The organism is Agrobacterium sp. O3.4 (genome assembly GCF_041414895.1).
GTDB lineage: Bacteria > Pseudomonadota > Alphaproteobacteria > Rhizobiales > Rhizobiaceae > Agrobacterium > Agrobacterium cucumeris.
Genome location: NZ_JALPZP010000001.1, coordinates 119058 through 141663 on the forward strand (window position 1 = coordinate 119058; position 22606 = coordinate 141663).

Sequence of the window (22606 nt, forward strand, 5' to 3'; positions counted from 1 at the left end):
GTTCTGTCTGAAGGGGCGTCTCGCGGGAGGCGGGACGCTTACTGATCAAAGAGACGGGTTACTGCGAGGCAACCTTGTCTTCCGCCTGCGGTGCGATGGTGGCACCGGGGCGAATGCGCTGCAGGCCATTGACGACGATCGTATCACCGGCGGCAAGGCCGCTTTCGATGATGCGCTGGCCATCAGCCGGTGCACCGGGCTTGATCTGGCGGTAGCTTACCTTGTTTTCGGCATCGACGATGAAGACGAAGCGCTTGTCCTGATCCGTGCCGATGGCGCGGTCGCTGATGACGATGCGGTTTTCCGGCTTCGGTTCGCCCATGCGCACCCGCACGAACTGACCGGGAATGAGCCTGCCATCCGGATTTTCGAAGACGGCGCGGACACCGATGGTGCCGCTTGCCGAATCCACCTGGTTGTCGATCAGGTGCAGCGTGCCCTTGATCGGCGTGCCTTCATCCGAAAGCGTGCCGATTTCCACCGGGATCTGTTCGAGAGCCGGCAGGGCGCCATCCGTCTGCGGCAGTTCGGCAAGGGCCTTGGCCACCACGCCTTCGCTGGCATTGAAGCTGGCATAGATCGGGTTGACCGATACCAGTGTCGTCAGCGCCGGCGATGTGGAGCCGGCGGCGACGAGGTTGCCGGCGGTGATTTCAATGCGGCCGACACGACCGGAAACCGGGGCGAGGATTTCGGTGTAACCAAGATCGAGCTGCGCCGTGGTCAGTGCGGCGCGGGCGGCGCGAAGCTGGGCTTCGGCATCCGCAAACGAGCTTTGACGCTGGTCGAGATCGCTCTGGGAGATGGTGCGATTGTCGGAAAGCCGGCGGCCACGGTCGAGTTCCGTTTTCGCAAGGCTGACCTTGGCTTCAGCGGAAGCGACCTGGCCCTCAGCGCCGGCAACGGCGGCCTGATAGGGGGCGGGATCGATGGTGAAGAGGGGGTCGCCTTCCTTCACGAGCGCGCCTTCGCGGAAATGCACGGCCTTGATCTGGCCAGCGACACGGGAGCGGATCTGCACCCGATCAACGGCTTCGAGACGGCCGGAAAATTCTTCCCAGCGCATGACGTCGCGGCTCTCCACCTTGGCGACGGTGACCGGGATAGCCGGCGTCTCGGCGGGCGTGGAAGCTGCCGTGGCATCGCGGCTGGTGGGCAGGTCGAAAAACAGCGCTGCGGCTGCAACGGACATAGCTAGCCCGATGCCGGCGCCCGTCAGGGCCCGGCGCTTTGTGTTCAGCGTCATGGGGTTCTCCTTGGCTCGGTTCAGGAGCCGTCAGTGTCTTAAAATATGCGGTATCAGTGTCTCAACTGGTCAACGAAGGTCTTGAACTCCGAACAGACGGATGAGACCCATCCGCCGCCCTCTCCTTGATAAAGCCCCGTCCAGCCGACGCCGGAGGGGAAAACATGCTGTCGGACGCTGACTCCGGAGGCGATGAGCCTGTCGGCATAACCGACCGTTTCGTCGCGCAGAGGGTCGTCCTCGGCGGTAAAGATCAGCGCCGGCGCCACCCGGTTCAGCCGCGTACACTGGCAGGGGGCGGCATAGGGGTGGAAGAACCCGCAGGCCTTGGCAAGATAATGGCTCCAGCCATCCGCCCAGCGCTCACGCATGCCGATCCTGTCCGCGTCGCGAAAGGATTCCGTCGTCATCATCGGGTCGATCATGGGCGACAGAAGAATTTGCCCGGCGAGCTTGCCCGGCATGCGGTCACGGGCTTTAAGCGCAAGTCCCGCCGCCACATTGCCGCCTGCCTCTTCGCCGGCCACGAACAGCAGCGATTTCGCGCTGCCATAATGTTTGCGGTCCCGGCTCAGATGGTCGAGCGCTTCGAAAGCGCAATCGATCACCATCGGAAACTCGTTGCCGGACGGCTTGCTATAATCAGCCTCGACAACGATGGCACCGCTTTCCGCCAGGGCGCGCGCTACCGGAAGTTCCGGGCAATTGCCGCCCTTTTCCAGAAACGAACCACCCCGCAGATAAAGGATCACAGGCGGATGGCTGCACAGGCCGGCGCTCTCATATCGGCGCACGGAAAGCTGGGATGCGGGGCCCCCACAGCATTCGATGTTTTCCCAGTGCGCCTTCATTTGATCCGGTCCCGTGTACCGCCATCGGCAGTTCACCATATTTGCAAAATCTGAAATTCATATTATTGTTCGAGAGAAAACGATCAAGTACGTCAAAATGAAAACACTATTCCAAAAAAACGGATAATAGCTTCGATGGATCAGCTTTCCGCCATGCGGGTCTTCACGCGCGTCGTCGAGACCGGCAATTTCAGCCGCGCCGCCACCGCGCTGAACATGCCCAAAACGACGGTTACCAATATGGTGCAGGCGCTGGAGGCGCATCTGCAGACCACGCTTCTCAACCGCACCACGCGGCGGGTGATGCTGACGACTGATGGCGCTCTCTATTATGAGCGAGCCTCACAGATTTTGTCGGAAATCGAAGAACTGGACGGTAGCATGTCCAGCGCGCAGGTGCAGCCATCCGGCCGGTTGCGTGTGGAAATGGCGGGTGTCTTTGCGGACCTCGTGGTTATCCCACATCTTTGCGAATTTTACCAGCGTTATCCGCAAATCCGTCTCGATCTCGGCGTCGGCGACCGGCTGGTCGACTATATTGCCGAAAATGTCGACTGTGCGCTCCGGGTTGGCGTGCTGCGCGATCAGTCGCTGATTGCGCGTAAAGTGGGCGAACTCAGGTTCGAGACATTCGCTTCGCCATCCTACATCGAAAATTTCGGCATGCCGCGCGAACCGGAGGATCTGGAGAAGGATCATTATTCGGTGGGTTATCTCAATGCCACCACCGGCCAGATCATGCCGGCCTCCTTCGACAATGGTGTGCGCAGCGTCGAGCTGACGCCGAATTATGTGGTGTCCGTCAATGACAGCCGCACCTATCTCAATGCCGCGCTGGCGGGCATGGGCATCGTGCAATTGCCGATCTTCATGGTGAAAGATCACCTGGCGCGCGGCGAATTGGTGCCGGTCCTTTCGGAATGGCAGCGCGAAGCCATGCCGATCTATGTCGTTTATCCGCAGACCCGGCACGTTACCAACAAGGTGCGGGTTTTTGTCGACTGGCTCGCCAAGCTGGTGCACGGCATGGTCTGAGGTGGTCAATCACCGCCCGACCCTTGCCGCGACAAAATCAATGAAGGCGCGCACGCGGGCGGCCAGGTGCTCATGGCCGGCATAAACCGCGTGGATCACTTCCATCTCTTCGGCATTATAATCTTCCAGCACCGGCACCAGCAGGCCCGCCTCGATATCCGGTTCGATATGAAACTCGCCGACCCTTCCGAGCCCTAACCCCGTCAGGCATAGCCTTCGCATCGCCATGCCGCTATTGACCGCGACATTGCCGGTGACGGGAAGACGGTAGACTTCCGCCGAGCCGGGATCACGAAACGGCCATTCATTGAGGTTGCGGCTGAAGTTGAAGCTGAAGCAATTGTGCTGCGCCAGATCCTGCGGTTTTTCCGGCATGCCGTGTTTTTCGATATAAGCGGGGGAGGCGACGATGATCCGGCGCACCTCTTTCAGCTTTCTCGCCTTCAGGGATGAATCGCCCATCGCGCCCGAGCGGATGGCGATATCAGTGCGCTCCTCGATCAGGCTGATGACGCCGTCGGTCAGTGAAATATCCAGCTCGATGTCAGGATATAGCGACAGGAACTCAGGCGCGAGTGGCAGGAGATAACGTTCGCCGAAACCCAGCGTGGCGTTGACGCGCAGCAGGCCGCGCGGCATCACCTTGCCGCCGCTCGCCACGATCTGCTCCGTCTCGGCTATGTCGGCCAGAATGCGCCGTGCCCGGGAAAGGTAAACCTCTCCCTCCGGTGTCAGCGTTACCACACGGGTGGAGCGGGCCAGAAGACGGGTGCCAAGGCGGTCTTCGATGCGGGTGACGAGCTTGCTCACCGCCGAGGGCGACAGCTTCAGCCGACGTCCTGCGGCGGAAAAACTGCCGAGTTCAGCCGCCGCCACAAAGACTTCCATTTCTCCGGCCCGATTGTCCATCGCCGTACCACCTGTGAAATAAATTCAAAGGTATTTATCCAACCTTGCCGATTATCATGCAAGTCCCCTTCGCCCATATTGCGTCCATAGATTTGATCCAACCGGACAGCACCGCTGTCCAGAACGCCCGCGATCCCGCTGGGCGAAGAGGTATTCGTCATGCCATTGGCCATATTTGCCCTGACGATCGCGGCCTATGCGATCGGCACCACGGAGTTCGTCATCGTCGGCCTTCTGCCGACGGTGGCAAATGATCTCAACATTACCCTGCCGCTTGCCGGCCTCATCGTCAGCGTTTACGCGCTGGGCGTCACCTTCGGTGCGCCGATCCTGACGGCGCTGACCGGAAAGATTGAAAGGAAGCCGTTGCTGCTTGGTCTGATGGCCCTGTTCATCATCGGCAACAGCGCCGCGGCGCTTTCTCCCAGCTACGAGATGTTGCTCGTTGCCCGCGTCATCGCCGCCTTTGCCCATGGCGTGTTCTTCTCGGTCGGCGCAACGATTGCCGCGGATCTCGTGCCGGAAAACCGTCGTGGTTCGGCGATTGCCATGATGTTCATGGGTCTGACGGTCGCCATCGTCACCGGCGTTCCGCTCGGTACCTATATCGGCCAGGTGTTCGGCTGGCGCGCGACCTTCTGGGCCGTTGCCGGGCTTGGCGTCATCGCCTTCTTCGGCATTGCCGCCCTTCTGCCGAACACGCTCAAGAAGGCGCCGCCTGCCAGCCTGCTCGATCAGGTCCGCGTTCTCGGTTCCGGCCGTCTGCTCATCGTTTTTGCCATGACCGCGCTCGGTTACGGCGGCACCTTCGTCGCCTTCACCTTCCTTGCGCCGATCCTGCAGGACGTAACCGGTTTTTCGGAAAAGAGCGTCAGCCTGATCCTCGTGCTTTACGGCATCGCCATTGCCGCCGGCAATATCGGAGGCGGAAAGATCGCCAACCATAACCCTGTCAAGGCGCTGATCGGCCTCTTCCTGGCGCAGTCCATCGTGTTGCTCGTCTTTTCCTTCACGGCTGTCTCGCCGGTGCTGACGCTCATCACACTTGCCGCGCTCGGTTTCCTGTCCTTCGCCAATGTTCCCGGCCTGCAGCTTTACGTGGTGCAACTGGCCAAGGAGCACCGCCCCGGCGCGGTCGATGTTGCCTCGGCGCTCAACATCGCCGCCTTCAATCTCGGCATCGCCATCGGCGCATGGCTCGGTGGTCTGGTGGTGGAATCGCCGATGGGTCTTGCCGCAACCCCATGGGTCGGCGCCATCCTCGTCGCCGTCGCCCTGCTGCTGACCCTCTGGAGCAGCGCTCTTGATCGCCGCGCCGCACTGACGCTGAAAACCGCTTGAGCTTTTTACACTCAATTCCTGGCCATTCCCCTCGGGTTGGCCGGGCAATATCACAGGAGAAAATATATGTTTGACGTTACCGCCAATGGCGCTTCCATTCCGGCGCTCGGCTTCGGCACCTTCCGCATTCCCGGCCCGGATGTCCTGCGCATCGTTCCACATGCGCTGAAAGCGGGTTTCCGCCATATCGATACCGCCCAGATTTACGGCAACGAGGCCGAAGTGGGTGAGGCCATCGCCGGCTCCGGAGTGGCGCGGGGCGATATCTTCCTCACCACCAAGGTCTGGGTCGAGAATTACCGGCACGATGCCTTCCTCGCCTCCGTTGATGAAAGCCTGAAAAAGCTGAAGACCGATTATGTCGATCTGCTGCTTCTGCACTGGCCGAACGAGGCGGTGACGCTCTCCGAGCAGATCGGCGCCCTGAATGAGGCCCGGCAGGCCGGCAAGGTCCGCCATATCGGCGTTTCCAACTTCAATACGGTGCTGATGGCCGAAGCTGTGAAGCTCTCCAATGCGCCGATCGTCACCAATCAGATCGAATACCATCCTTATATCGGTCAGGGCGCGCTGATGGCGGCTGCCAGAGAAGCGGGCATGTCGGTCACCGGTTATTACGGCATGGCTGACGGTAAGGTCTTTGCCGATCCGGTGCTGAAGGATATCGCCGCAAGCCGGGGTAAATCCGTGGCGCAGGTGGTGTTGCGCTGGCTGGTACAGCAGGAGGGCGTTGTTGCTCTCTCCAAAACCGTCAGTGAAGCCCGCGTTGATGAAAACCTCGCGATTTTCGATTTTGCGCTGTCGGCTGATGAAATGGCGGCGATCCACGCTCTCGCCAAACCGGATGGCCGTATCGTCTCACCGGATGGGCTGGCGCCCGTGTGGGATGAAGCTGCCTGAATCGTGACGGCCGGGAGGGGGCAACTTCTCCCGGTTTCATGCATGTGCGGGAAACCGCCACAAAGGCCGAAATTGGTCACGCATCCGGGCTTGCCAGAATGATCACCCGGCACAACAACCCACGCAAATCTTTACTTATCGATCCGGGAAAACTGGAGCGGGCGAAGGGATTTGAACCCTCGACCCCAACCTTGGCAAGGTTGTGCTCTACCCCTGAGCTACACCCGCTCAAAACCGCTCGTCCGGGGTAGTTCGCTGGACTGCGGACCGCCGAAGTTCGGCGACGGGTGCTATATCGCTCAATCGATTTTGGAATGCAATAGTTTCTTTTGCGGTTTCGGTGGAAATCCTTCCGGCTGCTGCTTTATTCGAAGGGGCGCGCCGGAGGCAGCGCCATATGCAGTCAGGGGCGGGCGAAAGCGTTGTTTCTGATGGTCTTTATTGCCACGGCAGAGGGCGCGCGGATGACCGGTAGTGCAGAAAATAACCTGTTTACATTTGGTTAAAATCTGATTCGACAAGTGATTCGTTCGGGTGTACAAAATTGATGCCCACGAAAAAAAGAAACGATACTTGGCATATCATCATCGGGAGGATGAGCCTTGTCGTACGCAGCTTTTGAAAGAGTCGGCGCACAATTGTCGCCAGAACAAATCACCGATCTGCAGAATATTTTCGATGGTGTTTGTTTCGAGTGCCTTCAAGATCGCAGCAGCCATGTTGCCAATGAATGTGCAGCAATTTTGATCCGCAGCGCTCAGCGCGGCATTCTGGATCATGAGATGTTGCGCGACATAGGGCTTGCGGTTCTGCGCCGCCATTGATGGCATCATCTTTACGAAAAAAGCGCCCGAGTCTCTCGGGCGCTTTGCTGTGATGAGCCGGCCGATAATGCCTTTGGCTCAGCTCTTTTCCTGTACGTGTGCTTCGAGGAACCACAGGGATTTGTCGAGATCGCGCGAGGCGGCGGTGAAGATGTCGGCCGTCGTCGGATCACCGGCCTCGTCGGAATCGTCGATCGCCTTGCGGATCATGTTCGCCACCTCGCCATAACGTTCGATCAGAGCGTCGAGATGGTCGTGGATCTTGTAGATATCGGTCGGATAGGCCTTGAGCTTCGTCGTTGAGGAGACGTCTTGCAGGCTGCCGAGCGCCGTGCCGCCAAGCTGCACGACGCGTTCGGCAATCGTATCGCCGTGATTGTCGAGCTGGGTGCGGAAAGTGTCGAGAAGTTCGTGGACGGCGATGAATTGCGGGCCTTTCAGGTTCCAGTGCGCCTGCTTGGTGATAAGCGCAAGGTCGATCACCGAGGCGAGCGATTCATTCAGAATGCCGATCACGGTCGATTTCGCGTTGGAAGGCAGATCGTTTTTCGTCTTGTGCGTCTTCATCGATGTCTCCTGAAGTTGCGGACGGAATGCCGCTTTGGAAAAGTCTGTCGATTAACGTCCGGGCCTGTGGCCCTGTTCCATGTTAAGCACCGCAGCGGCAAAAATCCTGCGCAATCATCATGTCATTCGTAAAACAGGCAGATGCGCCGGCCGTCTATGTCCTCGACGCGGATCGGCATGTCGTAGATGTCCTTGAGAATCTCCGGGCGGATGATTTCTTGCGCCGGTCCCTGATGGCAGATGCGGCCCTCGCGCATGGCGATGATGGTGTCGGAATACCAGGAGGCGAAGTTGATGTCGTGCAGCACCAGAACCACGGTCTTTTTCAATTCGTCGGCTGCCTTGCGCATGATCTTCATCATGCTGGAGGCGTGTTTCATGTCGAGATTGTTGAGCGGCTCGTCGAGCAGCACATAATCCGTGTCCTGACACAGAACCATGGCCACGAAGGCGCGCTGGCGCTGGCCGCCGGAAAGCTCGTCCAGAAAGCGGCCGGCCAGCGGTTCGAGATGCAGATACTCCAGCGCCCGGTCAATATGGACCTTGTCCTCGATGGTCGGGCGGCCCTTGGAATAGGGGTAACGGCCGAAACCGACAAGATCGCGCACCGTCAGGCGCGAGGAGATGTGGTTGTCTTGCCGCAGGATCGAAAGGCGTTTTGCCAGCGTGTCGGAAGCGGTCTTGCTCACATCCAGACCGTCCACCGTCACGGTTCCTGCGTCCATGGACATCAGCCGCGCGACGATGGAAAGCAGCGTCGATTTTCCCGCCCCGTTCGGGCCGATGATCGAGGTGACGCCGCCTGCCGGAATGGAGACGGAGACGCCGTCGACGACGAGCGTATCGCCATAGGATTTGCTGATCTGACTGGCGATGATCATCGCGCACCCCGCTTCAAAATAAGACCGATAAAGACGATGCCGCCCAGAAATTCGATGATGATGGAAAGTGCCGTATCGAAGGCGAAGACCCGCTCCAGCACCACCTGGCCACCAACGAGGCAGATTATGGCGATGAGGATCGCCGCCGGCAGCACATAGGCGTGTTTGCTGTTGCCGGTGAGATAATGGGCAAGGGCGGCGACCAGCAGGCCGAAGAACATGACCGGGCCGACGAGCGCGGTTGAGACGGCGACGAGCACGGAGACCAGCACGAGGATGATCGTGACCGTGCGTTTATAGTCGACGCCAAGGCTGATGGCCGTTGCCCGGCCAAGCGAGAGGACGTCGAGCGTGTGCAGGAGGCGCAGCCCGATGATGGTCACGACACCGATGATGATCGCCGAGATCGTCAGAAGCGTGGGATCGATGGAGTTGAAGCTGGCGAAGAGCACGTCCTGCAGCACCGTATATTCGTTCGGGTCGAGAACGCGCTGCATGAAGCCCGAGAGGCTGCGGAAAAAGACGCCGAAGACGATGCCGACCAGTACGAGAAGATGCAGGCTGCGTTCCGCGCCAACGAAAAGCCAGCGATAGAGCAGGGCGGAAAAGGTGACGAGCAGCGCGGTTTCAACGATGAACTTCAGCTGCGGATCGATCATGACAACGGTTGCCGAGCCGAAGACGAAGATCAGCCCGGTCTGCATCAGCACGTAAAGCGAATCGAAACCCATCACCGAAGGGGTGAGGATGCGATTGTTTGTGACGGTCTGGAACAGCACCGTGGAGACGGCGATGGCATAGGCCACCAGCAAGAGCGACAGAAGCTTGATGCCGCGAAACGGCAGTACGAAGCTCCAGCTCCCTTTTGCGCCGAGTGTCATGAAGGCGGCCATGGAGATGAGTGCGAATGCCGCGAGCACGAGCAGAACGGTTTTTGCACGCCGGTCGGGATGTCTCTCACGCATGGTGGCGTTTCCGCAGCAGGAGATAGAGGAACAGCGCGCTGCCGATGACGCCGACCACGGTGCCGATCGGTATCTCGTATGGCGCGCGCACGGTCCGACCGATGATGTCGCAGGAAAGCACGAAGACCGCGCCAAGCGTTGCCACCCAGGGCACGGAGCGGCGCATATTGTCGCCGATCATCAGGCTGACGACATTCGGTACGATCAGGCCGAGAAACGGGATCATGCCGACGGTGACGACGACGACGGCGCTGACCAGAGAAACGATTGTGAGGCCGAGCGCCATCACCCGGCGGTAGTTGAGGCCGAGATTGGTGGTGAAGTCGCGCCCCATGCCGGCCACGGTGAAGCGGTCGGCGGCGAGATAGGCGGCAATGGCGAAGAGGAAACCGACCCACAGCAATTCATACCGGCCGCGCAGCACGCCGGAAAAATCGCCGGTCATCCATGCGCCGAGCGATTGCAGCAGGTCGAAACGATAGGCGAAGAACGTGGTGACGGCGGAAATGACGCCGCCGAGCATGATGCCGATCAGCGGCACCAGCAGCACATCGCGCAGCGGTACCTGTCTCAGGATGCGCAGGAAAAGCGCCGTGCCGGCGAGCGCGAAAACGGCTGCCACCAGCATCTTGCCGAAGATCGGCGTTTCGGGTGCAAACAGGGTGACGACGAGAAGGCCGAGACCGGCGGATTCGGTCGTGCCGGCCGTCGAAGGTTCCACGAAGCGGTTGCGCACCAGCATCTGCATGATGAGACCGGCAATCGCCATCGAGCTGCCGGCCAAGATGAGCGCCAGCGTGCGCGGAATGCGGCTGACGAGCAGCACGCGCAGCGCATCCGCGCTCGTATCAGGCGAAAAGAGCGTTGTGAGCGAAACGTCGCTCACGCCGACGAACAGGCTGACGATGGCGAGCGTCAAAGCCAGAAGAAGGGCTGATATCAGTGAAAGGGACTTCACGTTGGCAGTTTCCGGAAAAGGCGAAAGCTCCCGGCGGCCTCAAGCCATCGGGAGCCCTGATGGTATTGGCAGGGGTTACTTCTTCTCGGAGACGGCCTTGTAGACCTGATCGAGCAGGGTGTTGAGCGCCGTATAACCGCTGCTGACGATATAGGCCGCCTGCGGATCGAGATAGACGATCTGCTTTTTCTTCCAGGCATTGGTCTGGTGGATCAGTTCGTTATCCAGCACCTGCGCGGCGGCCTTGCCGGGGTCGGTGGCGCGGCCGATGCCGGCGTCACGGTCGATCACGAACAGCCACTCGGGATTGACCTCGGCCAGATATTCGAAGGATACGACGTCGCCGCGGTCGAAGCGGTCATCAATGTCGGCGGCGACCGGCTTGAAGCCGATTTCTGTGTGCAGCCAGCCGGTGCGCGAGCTCGGGCCATACACGCCGACCTTGCCGGCATTGGTCAGCAGGATCATCGCCGTGCCGGAATTCGGGGCGATCTCTTTCAGCCTGGCGACTTTTTCGTCGAGGGCGGCGTCGAGCTTCTTTGCCTCTTCCTGCTTGCCGAAGATATCGCCGAGCTTGGTGATGTTGCCTTTGACGCTGTTGATGAATTCCTTGGAATCGATCGACATGTCGATGGCGGGCGTGATCTTCGAAACGTCAGGATATTTCGCCCGCGAACGGCCGCCGACAATGACGAGATCGGCTTCAGCCGCATTGATCGCCTCGTAATCGGGCTCGAACAGCGTGCCGACCTTCAGATATTTGCCGTCGGCATATTTCTGCAGATAGGCCGGCAGGTTGGAGCCGACGACGCCTGTCGGCTCGACGCCCAGCGCATCGAGATTGTCGAGCGAGGGAATATCCAGAACCAGAACCTTCTTCGGTGCCGCTTTCAGCACGGTTTCGCCCTGCGCGTGCTTGATCGTCATTTCCTGCGCGCCCGCGGTCATTGCGCCAAGGCTGAAGGCCGCTGCCGCCAGCAGCCGAACGGGGAAGGTGAAGTTGATGGCCACGAATATGTCCCTTGCAATATGGTTCCGGACCGGCGGAAAGCTTTCCGTCGGGTTAACTTGATGTTCGTTATCAGCTTTATTGACAAGGTCGGCGGAAATCAAAAATATGTTTTAGAACGGTTCTGAATTGCGGTGAGCGGGAAATGTGGGGGCAGATGAAACATCTGCTCGAACCTCTTCCCCGTCATCCTCGGACTTGATCCGAGGATCCAATGCGGCGGTGGTGATGGATCCTCGGATCAAGTCCGAGGATGACGTTGAGGGGAAGGAAAGGCCGGCGTCAATTTTGTCGGTGCCTTTTACCCATCACGACCAACGTGACAGCCGCTGTCAATCCGGCGGCCAGTCACCAACAATTTCGCGCCTCTCCAGCTTCAGCGACCGGTCCGGCTGCACCCGATAGGTTTCCACGGCAAACCGCCCATCCTCCATGACAAATTCATTGCTGAGCGTGCTGCCGATGGGGGATTTGGTGAGTTTGGTACGGGGTTGCCCGCCATAGGTGATACTGCCGGGAATGGGTTCCACATCGGGGGCGGCGGTGGAGCAGCCGGCAAGGGCCAGAACCATCATGATCGCGATCGTGCGCATGTTTTTCTCCCAGGTTTGGAGAGTGATCCTATCACGGCTGCACATGTGCCACATATCCCGTTGGCGTGAATAAAAAAGGCCCCGCATCCGAAGATACGGGGCCAGTTGCCTTGGGAGGTTCGTGGTTTCTCAGTCTTCGTTGGCGGCAAGCTGCGTCAGCACCTCGCCACGGCCGCGGATACGCATGATCAGCGGGATGATGAAGGCGGCTGCCGCAACGATGAACAGGCCAACAGCAATCGGCGAAGTGAACAGCACCGTCGGGTCGCCCTGGCCGATGGCAAGTGCACGGCGCAGCTGCTGTTCGGCAAGTGGGCCGAGGATGAGACCAACGACCGCAGGCGCAATCGGATAACCGAAGATGCGCATGATATAGCCGAGGATACCGAAGGCGAGCAGCATGCCGAGTTCGAAGACCGACGGGTTGGCGCCGATGGTGCCGAGTGTCGCAAACAGCAGAATACCCGCGTAGAGCCAGGGCTTCGGAATGGTCAGCAGCTTCACCCACAGGCCGACGAGCGGCAGGTTGAGCACCAGCAGCATCAGGTTGGCGATGAACAGGCTGGCGATCAGGCCCCAGACGAGCTGCGGATTGGTGGCGAACAGCAACGGGCCGGGCTGCAGACCATATTGCTGGAAGCCGGCGAGCATGATGGCGGCGGTTGCCGTGGTCGGCAGGCCGAGTGTGAGCAGTGGCACCAGCGTGCCGGCGGCGGACGCATTGTTGGCGGCTTCCGGACCGGCCACGCCTTCGATGGCGCCATGACCGAATTCTTCCGGATATTTGGTCAGCTTCTTTTCGGTGGCGTAGGACAGGAAGGTGCCGATTTCAGCACCGCCTGCCGGCATGGCGCCGATGGGGAAGCCGATCAGCGTGCCGCGCAACCAGGCTTTCCAGGAGCGTGCCCAGTCCTGCGCGCTCATCCAGACCGAGCCCTTGACGGCTTCGACCTTGTCGGGGCCGGTACTGCCCTGGGCGACGATGAACAGCGTTTCGCCGATGGCGAACATGGCAACCGCAAGCGTCGTCACTTCCACACCGTCGAGCAGATCGGGAATGCCGAAGCTCATGCGGGTCTGGCCGGTCAGCTGGTCGATGCCGACGATGGCAAGCGCAAAACCGATGAACAGCGAGGTGAGGCCGCGCAGTGCCGAATCTCCGAAAGCGGAGGAAACGGTGACGAAGGCGAGCACCATCAGCGCGAAATATTCACGCGGGCCGAAGACCAGCGCCAGCTTGACGATATAGGGCGCGATGAAGGCGAGCGCGATGGTGGCGATCAGGCCGGCGACGAAAGAGCCGATGGCGGCGGTGGCCAGCGCCGGGCCGCCTCTACCCTTGCGGGCCATCTTGTTGCCTTCGAGCGCTGTGACGATCGAGGCGCTTTCGCCCGGCGTGTTGAGCAGGATCGAGGTGGTCGATCCGCCATACATGCCGCCATAATAGATACCGGCGAACATGATGAGCGAACCGGCGGGGTCGAGCCTGTAGGTGACGGGCAGAAGCAGCGCCACGGTCAGCGCAGGCCCGATGCCGGGCAGAACGCCGACGGCGGTGCCGAGCGTGACGCCGATCAGCGCATAAAGCAGGTTCATGGGTTGGGCAGCAACCTCAAGACCGTGCAGCAGGAATTCAAACGTACTCATGGACAGATGTCCCCCAAAGTGGACCCGATGGGCGGGCGGAACGGCTGGCGTGCGTCATCGCGCGCCTGCGGTTTCCTGTGATCTCGAATTTGGTCGGAATGGCTGTTAGAAGAACAGCCGTTCCAGGGGGCCGGCGGGCAGCGAAAGCTGCAGCAGGCGCGCAAAAATGAACCAGATCGCAAAGCTCAGAACGATGCCGATGGGGATCGAATACCAGAGTTTGCGTTTGCCGAAGGCGCGCGCCGTGAAGGCGAAAAGCAGACCCGTGGCAATGGAGAAACCCGCCACATTCAGTAGCAGCATCTGCGCGGCGAGACCGGCAATGACCCAGACGACCGGAGCGATTTCCTGCCTGTCGCGTTCGGGAAAATCACCGCGCCAGGCCTCAACGGCTGTCCAGAGCGCCAGGCCGACAAGACAGAAGCCTATGGCATAAGGCACGGTTGCCGGGCCGACCGGCGAATAACCGGTGACGCTGGCGAGACGCGCGCTGTCCCAGAAGATCACGCAGGCAATGAGAACGAGGAAGACGGCGATCGCCAGCGCCGCCCAATCAGGGCGGCGCTTTTGATGCTCAGAAGGGTTGGAACCCTGGCTCATTTTACCAGTCCGATGTCTTTGAGGATCGTTTCGGTAGCGGCAGTGTCCTTGGCAAGCTGTGCCTTGAACTCGTCGCCGGAAAGGTAGGTGTCCATCCAGCTCTTGGTCTTCAGGGTTTCCTGCCACTTGGCGGATTTCGCCAGCTTTTCGACGTCTGCACTAACGGCCTTTTCCTGTTCCGGTGTCAGGCCGGGAGCAGCGGCGACCATGCGCCAGTTCTGGACGACGACATCAAGGCCGCTTTCCTTCAGCGTCGGTGCGTCAACGCCTTCCAGCTTCTCTTCGCTGGAAACGGCGAGCAGGCGCAGCGTGCCGGCCTTGACCTGGCTTTCGAATTCGCCGTAGCTCGAAATGCCGGCCGTGACCTGCGAGCCGAGGATCGAGGCAAGCGCTTCGCCGCCACCGGAATAAGCGATGTAGTTGATCTTGGTCGGATCAACACCGGCCGCCTTGGCGATCAGGCCAACGGCGATATGGTCGGTGCCGCCCGCAGAGCCGCCGCCCCAGGAAACGCTGCCCGGGTCCTTCTTGAGCTGGTCGACGAGGTCGCCGATGGTCTTCAGCGGCGAAGATGCCGGAACGACGATGGCTTCATATTCGCCGGTCAGGCGGGCGATCGGCGTCACTTCATTGAGGGTGACGGGCGACTTGTTGGTGAGGATCGCGCCGACCATCACGTAACCGCCGACGATGAGGGCGTTCGGGTTGCCCTTCTGCTGGCTGGCGAACTGCGCAAGACCGATGGTGCCGCCGGCGCCCGGTACGTTCTGCACCTGAACGCTCTTGGAAATGCCTTCTTCCTGCAGCACGGTCTGCAGGGAACGTGCGGTCTGGTCCCAGCCGCCGCCGGGGTTGGCCGGGGCAATGATGGTGTAATCCGCTGCAACCGCCGGAAGAGCGATCACGCCCGCCAGAAATGTGCCGATAAGAAAATGTTTCACTTAGAAAACCCTCCTCAGGATGCCCTTTTGGGCGTCGTTTTTCGTTTATGCGGAAGGGGGCTTCAGGGCGCATCTGTGCCGGCGCTGAGAACTCAGCGCAGGGCCTTGGCAATCCTCAAGATTTCCTCCCGCATCTTCTTCCGCCTCCACGGAATGAAGAAGGATTGCAGAGCATCACAAAAAGCTGTCATCTAACTGACGCTACGCAAGTCCTTGCGCATTTACTCTCTATTAATTTGTGCCGGACGTCCACAACGGTGTGTGCTGCGACTTTGCTTTGTGCTTTGGACGCTCACTCCACCCTCATTCCTGTGCTTGTCACAGGAATCCAGCCGGCGCGCGTCTGCGTGACGTAAGGACTCCTCTCAGCCCAAGGACTTGGGCTGGCTGGATCCCTGTGACAAGCACAGGGATGAGGAGAACTCCAGCACTCGGCATTCTCAACCCTTTATTGCGAGCGCAACGCCTCGTTCCAGCGCTCGATCAGCCGGCTGCGCTTGACCTGGTCCAGATAGACCATCAGGCCGGGGCTGACGGGGACCGGGCGCAATTGTGCGCCGTGGATGGCCTGCATGGTGTTGGCGGTGTTTTCGCCCGCCACTTCCGGGCTGACGGCCGGGATCTGCAATTGCCGGGCCATGATCGTCTGGCCTTCCTTGGACATGAAGAATTCGAGATAGCGGCGGCCGAGTTCGGGATTGGCGGCGGCTTCCGGCACCAGCCCGATGCGCGACATGACCACGGTATAATCCTTGGGCAAGACGATGCCGACATCGGGGTGGCGTGAGGCCCAGTCCGCCGCATAGGAGCCGAGAATATTATAGCCCAGCACGAAGCGGCCGTCGGAAACGCGCTCCAGAATGGCCGAGGAGGTGGAATAGACCTTCACGCCCGCGGCCCCCATGGCCTTGATCACGCTCCAGATATCGCCGAACTGCTCCTGGTCCCGCGACATGAACAGGAAGCCGACACCGGAGCGCTCAATATCGTAGGTGGCGATGCGGCCATGTACCTCCTTGGCGTGGTGTTCGAGGTAATTGACGAATTCGGCGCGGGTGGCGGGCGGCTTTTCGGTGGTGAAACTCGGCTTGTGATACACGAAGACCGCCGGCTCGAAGGTCAGCGCATAGGCGGTGTTGCGCCAGTTGGCCCAGGCGGGCCAGCGGGCGCTCATGGCGAGATCCGAGCGCTGGGCGTAACCGTCATTGCTCAATTTTACCTGCAGATCCATGGCGGAAGAGAAAGCGAAATCAGCGGTCTGTTTGCCGGCATCGGTTTCCTTGACGATGCGGTCATAGATTTCGCCGGTCAGCATATCCTCGTAATGGACGGCGATATCAGGATTGGCCTTCTGGAAACCCTCGATCATCGGCGTTGCCAGAGGTTCATCCAGAGAGGAATAGACCACCAGCGTTTGCGCATCCGCCTTGCCTGATGGGGCCGGAAAAACGGCAACCTGCGCAAGCGCGGGTGAGGCCATGCAGAGACAAAGGCAAAGAAGAAGACAGATACGCATGGAAAAGATCATGCCGCAGGCGCTTGCCATTCACAAGCGGTAAGGGCTTGGTTAAACTCGGGAATGCTGCAGGAGGAAGATTTGCGTATTTTGCTGGTCGAGGACAATCAGGTGCTGTCGGAAGGTCTTTCGGCGCTGCTGCGTGGCAGTGGCTATGCGGTGGACGTGGTTTCCGACGGCTCTTCCGCCGATGCGGCGATTGCGGCTGAAAGTTTCGATCTGGTCATTCTCGATCTCAACCTGCCGGAAATGGACGGTATCGAAGTGTTGCGCTCCATGCGTTCGCGCCAGGACAAGGCGGCGGTGTTGATCCTGACGGCGCGCGGTACGCCGGAGGAAAAGGTCAAGGGGCTCGATCTCGGTGCCGACGACTACATGATCAAGCCGTTCGACATTACCGAATTCGAGGCAAGGGTGCGGGTGCTGCTGCGCCGCAATGCCGGCCTGCGCTCCTCGGCGCTCAGTTTCGGCAAGGTGCTGTTTGATCTCACATCGCGCACCTTTTCGGCCGATGGGCGTCCGCTTGATATTCCGGCACGCGAGGTGGCGCTGCTGGAAGTGCTGTTCATGCGGGCAGGCAAGGTGGTCGCCAAGGAGGCGATCGTACAGTCGCTCACTGGCTTCGACGACGATATTTCCGCCAATGCCATCGAGCAATATGTCAGCCGCCTGCGCAAGCGGCTCGCTCCCCACGGGCTGACGGTGAAGACGGCGCGCGGCATCGGTTATTATCTGGAAAAGCTGCCGGAGATGGCTGAATGAGACAGGCCGCCTATTCGCTCAGGCGGCGACTTCTAGGCTGGCTTCTCATCTCCACCGCCATCATCGGCTGTGTTGCGCTGACCGATACCTGGCGCGAGGCGGTCAACACCGCCAATGTCGTCTCCGACCGGGTGCTCTCAGGTTCGGCGCTCGCCATTGCCGAGCGGGTGGTGGTGGCCGAAGACGGCTCGCTGGAAGTCGATATTCCCTATGTCGCGCTGGAAATGCTGACATCTGCGGCGCAGGATCGGGTGTTTTACCGTGTCGACGGGCCGAACGGGCAATTCCTCACCGGTTACCAGAACCTGCCGACGGTGGAGAACACGAATGGCGATACGCCCGCCTATCGCGATGCGGTGTTTCGCGACGAGCCGATCCGTATTGCCGCTATCCGCCGTTTTGCCTCCACCGGCATCAATTCCGTGCCGTTTTCCGTAACGGTCGCCGAAACCACCATTGCCCGCAGCCAGCTGGCGCAGGCCATCATTCTGCGTTCGGCGCTGCGGCTGCTTTTGATGATCGTGGGGGCGGCGATCATCGTCTGGATTGCGGTGACGATTTCGCTGAGGCCGCTTTACCGGCTCAGCGAAGCCATTGCCGAGCGCAGCCCGAACGACCTGCACCCCATCCGTCAATCCGTGCCGGTGGAGGTGGAAAATCTGGTGGAGACCGTCAATTCCTTCATGGTGCGGCTGCAATCGGCGCTCGATGCGCTCCGGCATTTCACCGGCAATGCCAGCCACCAGCTGCGCACACCGCTTGCCATCATCAGCACCCAGCTAGCGCTTTCCGCCCGTGCCGGAAGTTTAGAGGAGGCGCAGGCGGCGGCGCTGAAGGGCGGCGCGTCAGTGGCGCATGCCGAACATATCCTTGCCCAGCTTCTGCGCATGGCCAATATCGACGCCGCTGGCTCCAGCGAAAAACACGATTTTTCCGCGATAGACCTCGTGGCCGTTGCGCAGAACGTGACCGCCGATTTCGTGCCGCGCGCGGCCGACGCCGGCATTGATCTCGGTTTCGAAGGCGAGGGCGAAGCGACCATTCTTGCCGAACCACTCTTGATCGGCGAGCTGATCGGCAACCTCGTCTCCAATGCCATCAACTATGCCGGGCGTGGGGCGGAAGTCACCGTGCGTGTCGGCAGGGAGACGGGCACGGTCTGGCTGGAAGTTGAAGATAACGGCCCCGGTATTCCGCCTGAAAAACGGGCCATGGTACGCCAGCGCTTCGCCCGCGGCGAAGAAAACGCCGCCCCCGGCGCCGGCCTCGGCCTTGCCATCGTCGAGGAAATCGCCGGGCTGTTCGGCGGGCGGCTAACGCTGGAGGATGGGGCGGACGGGCGGGGCTTGAGGGCAAGAATACGCTTTAGGTGAGGCGGCGCATTCAAAGCCGCCCCACTATGATGCCCAATGGGACATCGACTGGCGTTATTCGTTCATTTTGTCGATGATTTGCATCATGATGTCTGCGCAGGCCTTCATCGGCTCATCGTCAGCACATTTCACATCGATCTTGCGCTCGCCGTCTTCCAGGCGGAAATGAGCTGCCTTGGATGGCGGCGGCATTCTCTTGCCGTGCGGACCATCCCGCCAACCGGCATGTTTCTGACCATCAGGGCCGGGCGGCGGCGGGGGCGGTGCATCTGCCCTGGGGCCGGCGTCGGCTGCTCCCGGGGTTGGCGGAGGAGGCGGCTGTTGGGCAAAACTAGACCCTGCCGCGATGAGAAACGCGGCGCCGGCAATGACCAGTTTTTTCATGTGAATGACCTCGCTGTTGGGCTACGGTCAAGAAACGGCTACATGAGTTGCTCGGTTGCCGGTTGGTGAAAATAATTCCGCATCGTTCAGTTCGGCTGTGCCGTTATCTCACCCCATCCGTTCCGAAGCATAACTTCCCGGGCTTGGCGGGAAGACCACGGTGCGGTTACCGTTGATGAAGGTGCGGTGGTGGATGTGGGCGTGGATAGCGCGGGCCAGTACCTGGCTTTCCACGTCGCGGCCAAGCGAGACATAGTCTTCGGCCGATTGCGCGTGGGTGACGCGCACCGTGTCCTGTTCGATGATCGGGCCTTCGTCGAGATCGGCGGTGACGTAGTGCGCTGTCGCACCGATCAGCTTCACGCCGCGCTCATAGGCCTGCTTGTAGGGGTTGGCACCCTTGAAGGAGGGGAGGAAGGAGTGGTGGATGTTGATGATTTTGCCCGACATCTTGCGGCACAGGTCATCGGAGAGAACCTGCATGTAACGGGCCAGCACGACGAGTTCCGTGCCGCTGGTCTCGACCAGGTCCATAAGCTGGGCTTCGGCCTTCGGCTTGTTTTCCTTCGTCACCTTGATGTGGTGGAAGGGGATGTCGTGATTAACGACGACCTTCTGGTAATCGAAATGGTTGGAAACGACGCCGACGATGTCGATCGGCAGCGCGCCGATCTTCCAGCGGTAGAGAAGGTCGTTGAGGCAATGGCCGAAACGCGACACCATCAGCAATGTCTTCATACGCTGGCCATCCGGATAGATGTCCGCCTGCATGCCGAATTTCTCCGCGACGGGCTGAAAGCCCTCGGTGATGGCCTGCAGGGACGCGCCTTCTTCCGAAATGAAGGAGACGCGCATGAAGAACTTGCCGGTTTCCAGATCGTCGAACTGCGAACTGTCGACGATGTTGCAGCCTTTTTCCGCCAGATAACCGGAAATCGCGGCGACGATGCCGCGGGTCGATTTGCAGGCCACTGTCAGAACATAGGATGTCATGCGTTTTCCCTCAAAGACGTCGCGCCGGCTTGAGCCGACGCGGTTTGGCGCGTTCCATAGCGCAGCTTTGCGGCAGAGCAAAGCGCCAAGACGAACGCAGCCAAAGTCATAAAACGGGAAAGGCACCCGCGCCGTGCCGGAAGCGACATGGAATGTTCCACGGCCAGCACGGCGGCGGCAGGCATTACAGTGGGGCCGTTACTGCCTCAGGCGCGGCGCAGGCGCATGGCCGTGCGGCCGCGGCCGTCGATCAGTTCAAGCGTGCCGCGGCGCGGCTCCAGCCTGAAGGAGCGCGCGCCTTCCAGCGCATCGATGAACTGCCGTTCCTGGCGCATGATATCGGGAGCGCAGGCCATCTGGGTGGAAATCATCCGGCCGAAATCGACGCGATTGCGGCTGATTTTCACTTCACCGCCAATGCCGTTGCAGCCGGCATTGGCTGACACGCGGCCATCGCGGGAAATTTCAAGCGTCGCCTGGCGGCGGCCACGAACCCGCTCGCCTCTGATGTCCTGCACCAGCCAGCGCCCGTCAATGCCGGCTTCCGGTTCCGGCCTGCCCGGGCCGGCACCCACACGCTCCAGCACGAGGTCGGTATTATCCCGGCCGCCGGTCAATACCGAATAGCGCTGCGTGGTGGTGAAGAGCAGTCGGTCGCGGTCACGGATTTCGGCGCTCAGCGCATAGGAGCGGCGGCCCCTGATGTCGCGGTCGTCATAACGCAGCACGAAGGGCACAGGCACCTGGCCGCGTGGGCGGATGGTGGTTTCGGCAATGGTCTGCGACGGCGCATCCGCCAGCGAGACATCGATCAGCCGTACGGTCACGGTTGCGCCCGGCGGCAGGGCGATGCGCTCACGATAGGAGACGGTGCCGCGCAGGCTTGCCGGTGCGGCAGCCGCGCCGCCTGCCGCAAAAAGCGGGGCGAGCGCAACAAGCCCGGCAAAACTGCGGCGGGAAAGAAGAGGCTGGCGATCATTCATGGGGCTTGCTCCGTGCGGTTTCCGTTCGAATTTCAACGGATGATAGAAAACGGCACTGAACGGGCGATGAACCGATGGATGTTCCCCCGAATGCTCGAGGAGAGGTTCGGGGTGGGTGATGGCGTGTGCGGTTGTGAGAGCCGAGGCATCTCCACCCTTATTCCTGTGCTTGTCACAGGAATCCAGCCCCCGCGTGTCCACGCGGCAAAGGAGTCTTTTCAGCCCAAGGACTTGGGCTGACTAGATTCCTGTGACAAGCACAGGAATGAGGGCTAGGAGAGGTCGCCGCAGCCGTGGAAAGCAATTCCTCGGGCTGCAGTCTCCGGCTCACCTCAGCCGCGGAAACCGTCCCGCAATGCTTCGAACTTCGCCAGTTGCTCGGCGCGCAATTCCTTGTTTTCGTCGCGGCGGACGAAAATCTTGAACATGGCGCCGCCTGCGGCATTCATGAACCAGACGGAACAGGAGCGGCGGCCGTGAAAACCGCGGTCGACGAAGGTTATGCCGGTGCAATTGTCCTTCTTGATGTGACCGCCGATCGGGCTGTCGCCATGGATGTTGAACCAGCCGTGGCTTTCACTGCCTTCCGGCAGGTGGCCAGGCACTTCCAGCACGATATCGCCGGTCTGCACGATCATGAGGACTTCGCCCCAGCCGCGCATCTCGTTCCAGATCGCGTCGAAACGGTCGGCGGCAGCGGAAACGGCGGCGCCTTGCGGCAGGATCGCCAGAATTTCGGCCGGCGTCACCTCGGCCTTGGCGGCGATGGCTTCGACGATGCCGTCGGGCTTTTCGGCAAGGGCTGCGGCGGCGCGGGCCTGCCGGTCATCGGTCTTTTGGGCTGCAATGCTCATCGGTTGCCTCAGGCAGCAATCGAACGGCGTTCGCCATTCTTGTCTTCATGGATGATGACGTCGAAGCCTTCGAAATGCGGGCCGGAGAGATATTCCACCTTGCCGCGGTTATCACCGGCCCTGGCGTGGGCGGCTCGGAACTGTTCGGATTTCGTCCAGGCGAGGAAATCGTCCTTGGTGGCCCACACGGTGTGCGAGGCATAAAGCGTGTGGTCGTCGGCCTTGGGGCCTTTCAGCATGTGGAATTCGATATAGCCCTGCAATTCGCTGAGGTGCGATTTGCGTTCGCGCCAGATGGATTCGAAGGTTTCCTCGTAACCCGGCACGACGCGAAAACGGTTCATTGCGATAAACATGGAATTCTCCCTTTAAGTCTCCTGTTTCAGTCAGGATATCCAGCCGCGGCGACGTTGGGAAGAGGCTCACGACAAAGCGAACAAATTTACTCCACTTATTGATTGCGCGGTTCATAAA

General features: G+C 60.5%; 24 protein-coding genes and 1 tRNA gene. 6 read left to right on the forward strand and 19 right to left on the reverse strand.

From position 1 onward, the window contains the following. Positions 1–58: 58 nt before the first annotated feature. Positions 59–1246, reverse strand: a complete 1188-nt coding sequence (locus M0412_RS00505) for an efflux RND transporter periplasmic adaptor subunit (protein WP_269703437.1) — start codon at positions 1244–1246, stop codon at positions 59–61. A 53-nt stretch (positions 1247–1299) separates the two neighbouring features. Then, positions 1300–2097: an alpha/beta hydrolase fold domain-containing protein gene (locus M0412_RS00510; RefSeq protein ID WP_269703439.1), complete on the reverse strand. Its 798-nt coding sequence runs from the start codon at positions 2095–2097 to the stop codon at positions 1300–1302. Between the two features lie 135 nt (positions 2098–2232). On the opposite strand from M0412_RS00510, the gene M0412_RS00515 reads away from it, so the two are divergent. After that, complete coding sequence (locus M0412_RS00515; protein WP_046801534.1) at positions 2233–3132, forward strand: LysR family transcriptional regulator; 900 nt, start codon at positions 2233–2235, stop codon at positions 3130–3132. Between the two features lie 9 nt (positions 3133–3141). On the opposite strand, the gene M0412_RS00520 is transcribed toward M0412_RS00515, so the two are convergent. After that, the gene (locus M0412_RS00520) at positions 3142–4041 is read right to left on the reverse strand and encodes a LysR family transcriptional regulator (protein ID WP_142840571.1); all 900 of its coding nucleotides are present in this window, start codon (positions 4039–4041) and stop codon (positions 3142–3144) included. Between the two features lie 159 nt (positions 4042–4200). On the opposite strand from M0412_RS00520, the gene M0412_RS00525 reads away from it, so the two are divergent. Both M0412_RS00525 and M0412_RS00530 read left to right on the forward strand, forming a co-directional pair. Continuing rightward, complete coding sequence (locus tag M0412_RS00525) at positions 4201–5382, forward strand: MFS transporter (protein ID WP_046801533.1); 1182 nt, start codon at positions 4201–4203, stop codon at positions 5380–5382. Between the two features lie 66 nt (positions 5383–5448). After that, the gene (locus M0412_RS00530) at positions 5449–6282 is read left to right on the forward strand and encodes an aldo/keto reductase (protein WP_269703442.1); all 834 of its coding nucleotides are present in this window, start codon (positions 5449–5451) and stop codon (positions 6280–6282) included. Between the two features lie 153 nt (positions 6283–6435). Here the strand turns inward: M0412_RS00530 and M0412_RS00535 are convergent. Continuing rightward, positions 6436–6510, reverse strand: a tRNA-Gly gene (locus M0412_RS00535). 374 nt (positions 6511–6884) lie between these two features. Here M0412_RS00535 and M0412_RS00540 point away from each other — a divergent pair. After that, on the forward strand, positions 6885–7106 hold the full coding sequence (locus M0412_RS00540; RefSeq protein ID WP_161991265.1) for a hypothetical protein: 222 nt from the start codon (positions 6885–6887) through the stop codon (positions 7104–7106). Positions 7107–7184: 78 nt separating this feature from the next. Here M0412_RS00540 and dps read toward each other — a convergent pair whose 3' ends face one another. From dps to M0412_RS00590, 10 genes are all read right to left on the reverse strand, one after another. Continuing rightward, positions 7185–7673: a DNA starvation/stationary phase protection protein Dps gene (dps, locus tag M0412_RS00545; RefSeq protein ID WP_142840568.1), complete on the reverse strand. Its 489-nt coding sequence runs from the start codon at positions 7671–7673 to the stop codon at positions 7185–7187. A 122-nt stretch (positions 7674–7795) separates the two neighbouring features. Further along, positions 7796–8554: an ABC transporter ATP-binding protein gene (locus M0412_RS00550; RefSeq protein WP_269703446.1), complete on the reverse strand. Its 759-nt coding sequence runs from the start codon at positions 8552–8554 to the stop codon at positions 7796–7798. Then, a complete protein-coding gene (locus M0412_RS00555; protein WP_142840566.1) occupies positions 8551–9519 on the reverse strand; it encodes an iron chelate uptake ABC transporter family permease subunit in 969 nt (322 codons plus the stop codon). Before M0412_RS00555 ends, M0412_RS00550 begins: the two co-directional genes overlap by 4 nt. Further along, complete coding sequence (locus tag M0412_RS00560) at positions 9512–10477, reverse strand: ABC transporter permease (RefSeq protein ID WP_142840565.1); 966 nt, start codon at positions 10475–10477, stop codon at positions 9512–9514. Before M0412_RS00560 ends, M0412_RS00555 begins: the two co-directional genes overlap by 8 nt. A 75-nt stretch (positions 10478–10552) precedes the next feature. Beyond that, positions 10553–11488: a siderophore ABC transporter substrate-binding protein gene (locus M0412_RS00565; protein WP_269703449.1), complete on the reverse strand. Its 936-nt coding sequence runs from the start codon at positions 11486–11488 to the stop codon at positions 10553–10555. A 330-nt stretch (positions 11489–11818) separates the two neighbouring features. Next, positions 11819–12079: a hypothetical protein gene (locus tag M0412_RS00570; RefSeq protein WP_142840563.1), complete on the reverse strand. Its 261-nt coding sequence runs from the start codon at positions 12077–12079 to the stop codon at positions 11819–11821. 129 nt (positions 12080–12208) lie between these two features. After that, on the reverse strand, positions 12209–13726 hold the full coding sequence (locus tag M0412_RS00575; RefSeq protein WP_020809148.1) for a tripartite tricarboxylate transporter permease: 1518 nt from the start codon (positions 13724–13726) through the stop codon (positions 12209–12211). A 105-nt stretch (positions 13727–13831) separates the two neighbouring features. Beyond that, positions 13832–14326, reverse strand: a complete 495-nt coding sequence (locus tag M0412_RS00580; protein ID WP_142840562.1) for a tripartite tricarboxylate transporter TctB family protein — start codon at positions 14324–14326, stop codon at positions 13832–13834. Continuing rightward, entirely contained in the window at positions 14323–15267 is a 945-nt protein-coding gene (locus M0412_RS00585) for a tripartite tricarboxylate transporter substrate binding protein (protein WP_046801524.1), read from the reverse strand. The genes M0412_RS00580 and M0412_RS00585 overlap by 4 nt, the downstream gene beginning before the upstream one ends. A gap of 448 nt (positions 15268–15715) precedes the next feature. Further along, positions 15716–16783, reverse strand: coding sequence for an ABC transporter substrate-binding protein (locus tag M0412_RS00590; protein WP_246753459.1), 1068 nt, complete (start codon positions 16781–16783; stop codon positions 15716–15718). 81 nt (positions 16784–16864) lie between these two features. Here M0412_RS00590 and M0412_RS00595 point away from each other — a divergent pair, with 81 nt between their 5' ends. Together M0412_RS00595 and M0412_RS00600 are read left to right on the forward strand one after the other, a co-directional pair. Further along, positions 16865–17545, forward strand: coding sequence for a response regulator transcription factor (locus M0412_RS00595; RefSeq protein ID WP_269703456.1), 681 nt, complete (start codon positions 16865–16867; stop codon positions 17543–17545). Then, on the forward strand, positions 17542–18918 hold the full coding sequence (locus tag M0412_RS00600; protein WP_269703459.1) for a sensor histidine kinase: 1377 nt from the start codon (positions 17542–17544) through the stop codon (positions 18916–18918). The genes M0412_RS00595 and M0412_RS00600 overlap by 4 nt, the downstream gene beginning before the upstream one ends. Positions 18919–18972: 54 nt before the next feature. Here the strand turns inward: M0412_RS00600 and M0412_RS00605 are convergent, their stop codons facing one another. The 5 genes from M0412_RS00605 to M0412_RS00625 form a co-directional block, all read right to left on the reverse strand. Beyond that, positions 18973–19302 (reverse strand): hypothetical protein, encoded by a 330-nt coding sequence (locus tag M0412_RS00605; RefSeq protein ID WP_269703461.1) that lies wholly within the window; start codon positions 19300–19302, stop codon positions 18973–18975. A 108-nt stretch (positions 19303–19410) separates the two neighbouring features. Next, a complete protein-coding gene (gene purU / locus M0412_RS00610; RefSeq protein WP_174034207.1) occupies positions 19411–20295 on the reverse strand; it encodes a formyltetrahydrofolate deformylase in 885 nt (294 codons plus the stop codon). 206 nt (positions 20296–20501) lie between these two features. After that, positions 20502–21278 carry a YbaY family lipoprotein gene (locus M0412_RS00615; protein WP_142840556.1) on the reverse strand — a complete coding sequence of 259 codons (777 nt, stop codon included), beginning with the start codon at positions 21276–21278 and terminating at the stop codon, positions 20502–20504. 332 nt (positions 21279–21610) lie between these two features. Further along, entirely contained in the window at positions 21611–22132 is a 522-nt protein-coding gene (gene hutX, locus M0412_RS00620; protein ID WP_269703466.1) for a heme utilization cystosolic carrier protein HutX, read from the reverse strand. Positions 22133–22140: 8 nt separating this feature from the next. Beyond that, complete coding sequence (locus M0412_RS00625; RefSeq protein WP_269703467.1) at positions 22141–22488, reverse strand: antibiotic biosynthesis monooxygenase; 348 nt, start codon at positions 22486–22488, stop codon at positions 22141–22143. Positions 22489–22606: the final 118 nt, after the last annotated feature.

Excerpts from the sequence above, each read along its gene's own strand:
- M0412_RS00625 (WP_269703467.1), bottom strand. The coding sequence starts at position 22,488 with ATGTTTATCGCAATGAACCGTTTTCGCGTCGTGCCGGGTTACGAGGAA.
- M0412_RS00580 (WP_142840562.1), bottom strand. The coding sequence starts at position 14,326 with ATGAGCCAGGGTTCCAACCCTTCTGAGCATCAAAAGCGCCGCCCTGAT.
- M0412_RS00575 (WP_020809148.1), bottom strand. The coding sequence starts at position 13,726 with ATGAGTACGTTTGAATTCCTGCTGCACGGTCTTGAGGTTGCTGCCCAA.
- M0412_RS00530 (WP_269703442.1), top strand. The coding sequence starts at position 5,449 with ATGTTTGACGTTACCGCCAATGGCGCTTCCATTCCGGCGCTCGGCTTC.
- M0412_RS00520 (WP_142840571.1), bottom strand. The coding sequence starts at position 4,041 with ATGGACAATCGGGCCGGAGAAATGGAAGTCTTTGTGGCGGCGGCTGAA.
- M0412_RS00605 (WP_269703461.1), bottom strand. The coding sequence starts at position 19,302 with ATGAAAAAACTGGTCATTGCCGGCGCCGCGTTTCTCATCGCGGCAGGG.
- M0412_RS00550 (WP_269703446.1), bottom strand. The coding sequence starts at position 8,554 with ATGATCATCGCCAGTCAGATCAGCAAATCCTATGGCGATACGCTCGTC.
- purU (WP_174034207.1), bottom strand. The coding sequence starts at position 20,295 with ATGACATCCTATGTTCTGACAGTGGCCTGCAAATCGACCCGCGGCATC.
- M0412_RS00555 (WP_142840566.1), bottom strand. The coding sequence starts at position 9,519 with ATGCGTGAGAGACATCCCGACCGGCGTGCAAAAACCGTTCTGCTCGTG.
- hutX (WP_269703466.1), bottom strand. The coding sequence starts at position 22,132 with ATGAGCATTGCAGCCCAAAAGACCGATGACCGGCAGGCCCGCGCCGCC.
- M0412_RS00525 (WP_046801533.1), top strand. The coding sequence starts at position 4,201 with ATGCCATTGGCCATATTTGCCCTGACGATCGCGGCCTATGCGATCGGC.
- M0412_RS00515 (WP_046801534.1), top strand. The coding sequence starts at position 2,233 with ATGGATCAGCTTTCCGCCATGCGGGTCTTCACGCGCGTCGTCGAGACC.
- M0412_RS00570 (WP_142840563.1), bottom strand. The coding sequence starts at position 12,079 with ATGCGCACGATCGCGATCATGATGGTTCTGGCCCTTGCCGGCTGCTCC.
- M0412_RS00600 (WP_269703459.1), top strand. The coding sequence starts at position 17,542 with ATGAGACAGGCCGCCTATTCGCTCAGGCGGCGACTTCTAGGCTGGCTT.
- M0412_RS00505 (WP_269703437.1), bottom strand. The coding sequence starts at position 1,246 with ATGACGCTGAACACAAAGCGCCGGGCCCTGACGGGCGCCGGCATCGGG.
- M0412_RS00615 (WP_142840556.1), bottom strand. The coding sequence starts at position 21,278 with ATGAATGATCGCCAGCCTCTTCTTTCCCGCCGCAGTTTTGCCGGGCTT.
- M0412_RS00590 (WP_246753459.1), bottom strand. The coding sequence starts at position 16,783 with ATGCGTATCTGTCTTCTTCTTTGCCTTTGTCTCTGCATGGCCTCACCC.
- dps (WP_142840568.1), bottom strand. The coding sequence starts at position 7,673 with ATGAAGACGCACAAGACGAAAAACGATCTGCCTTCCAACGCGAAATCG.
- M0412_RS00510 (WP_269703439.1), bottom strand. The coding sequence starts at position 2,097 with ATGAAGGCGCACTGGGAAAACATCGAATGCTGTGGGGGCCCCGCATCC.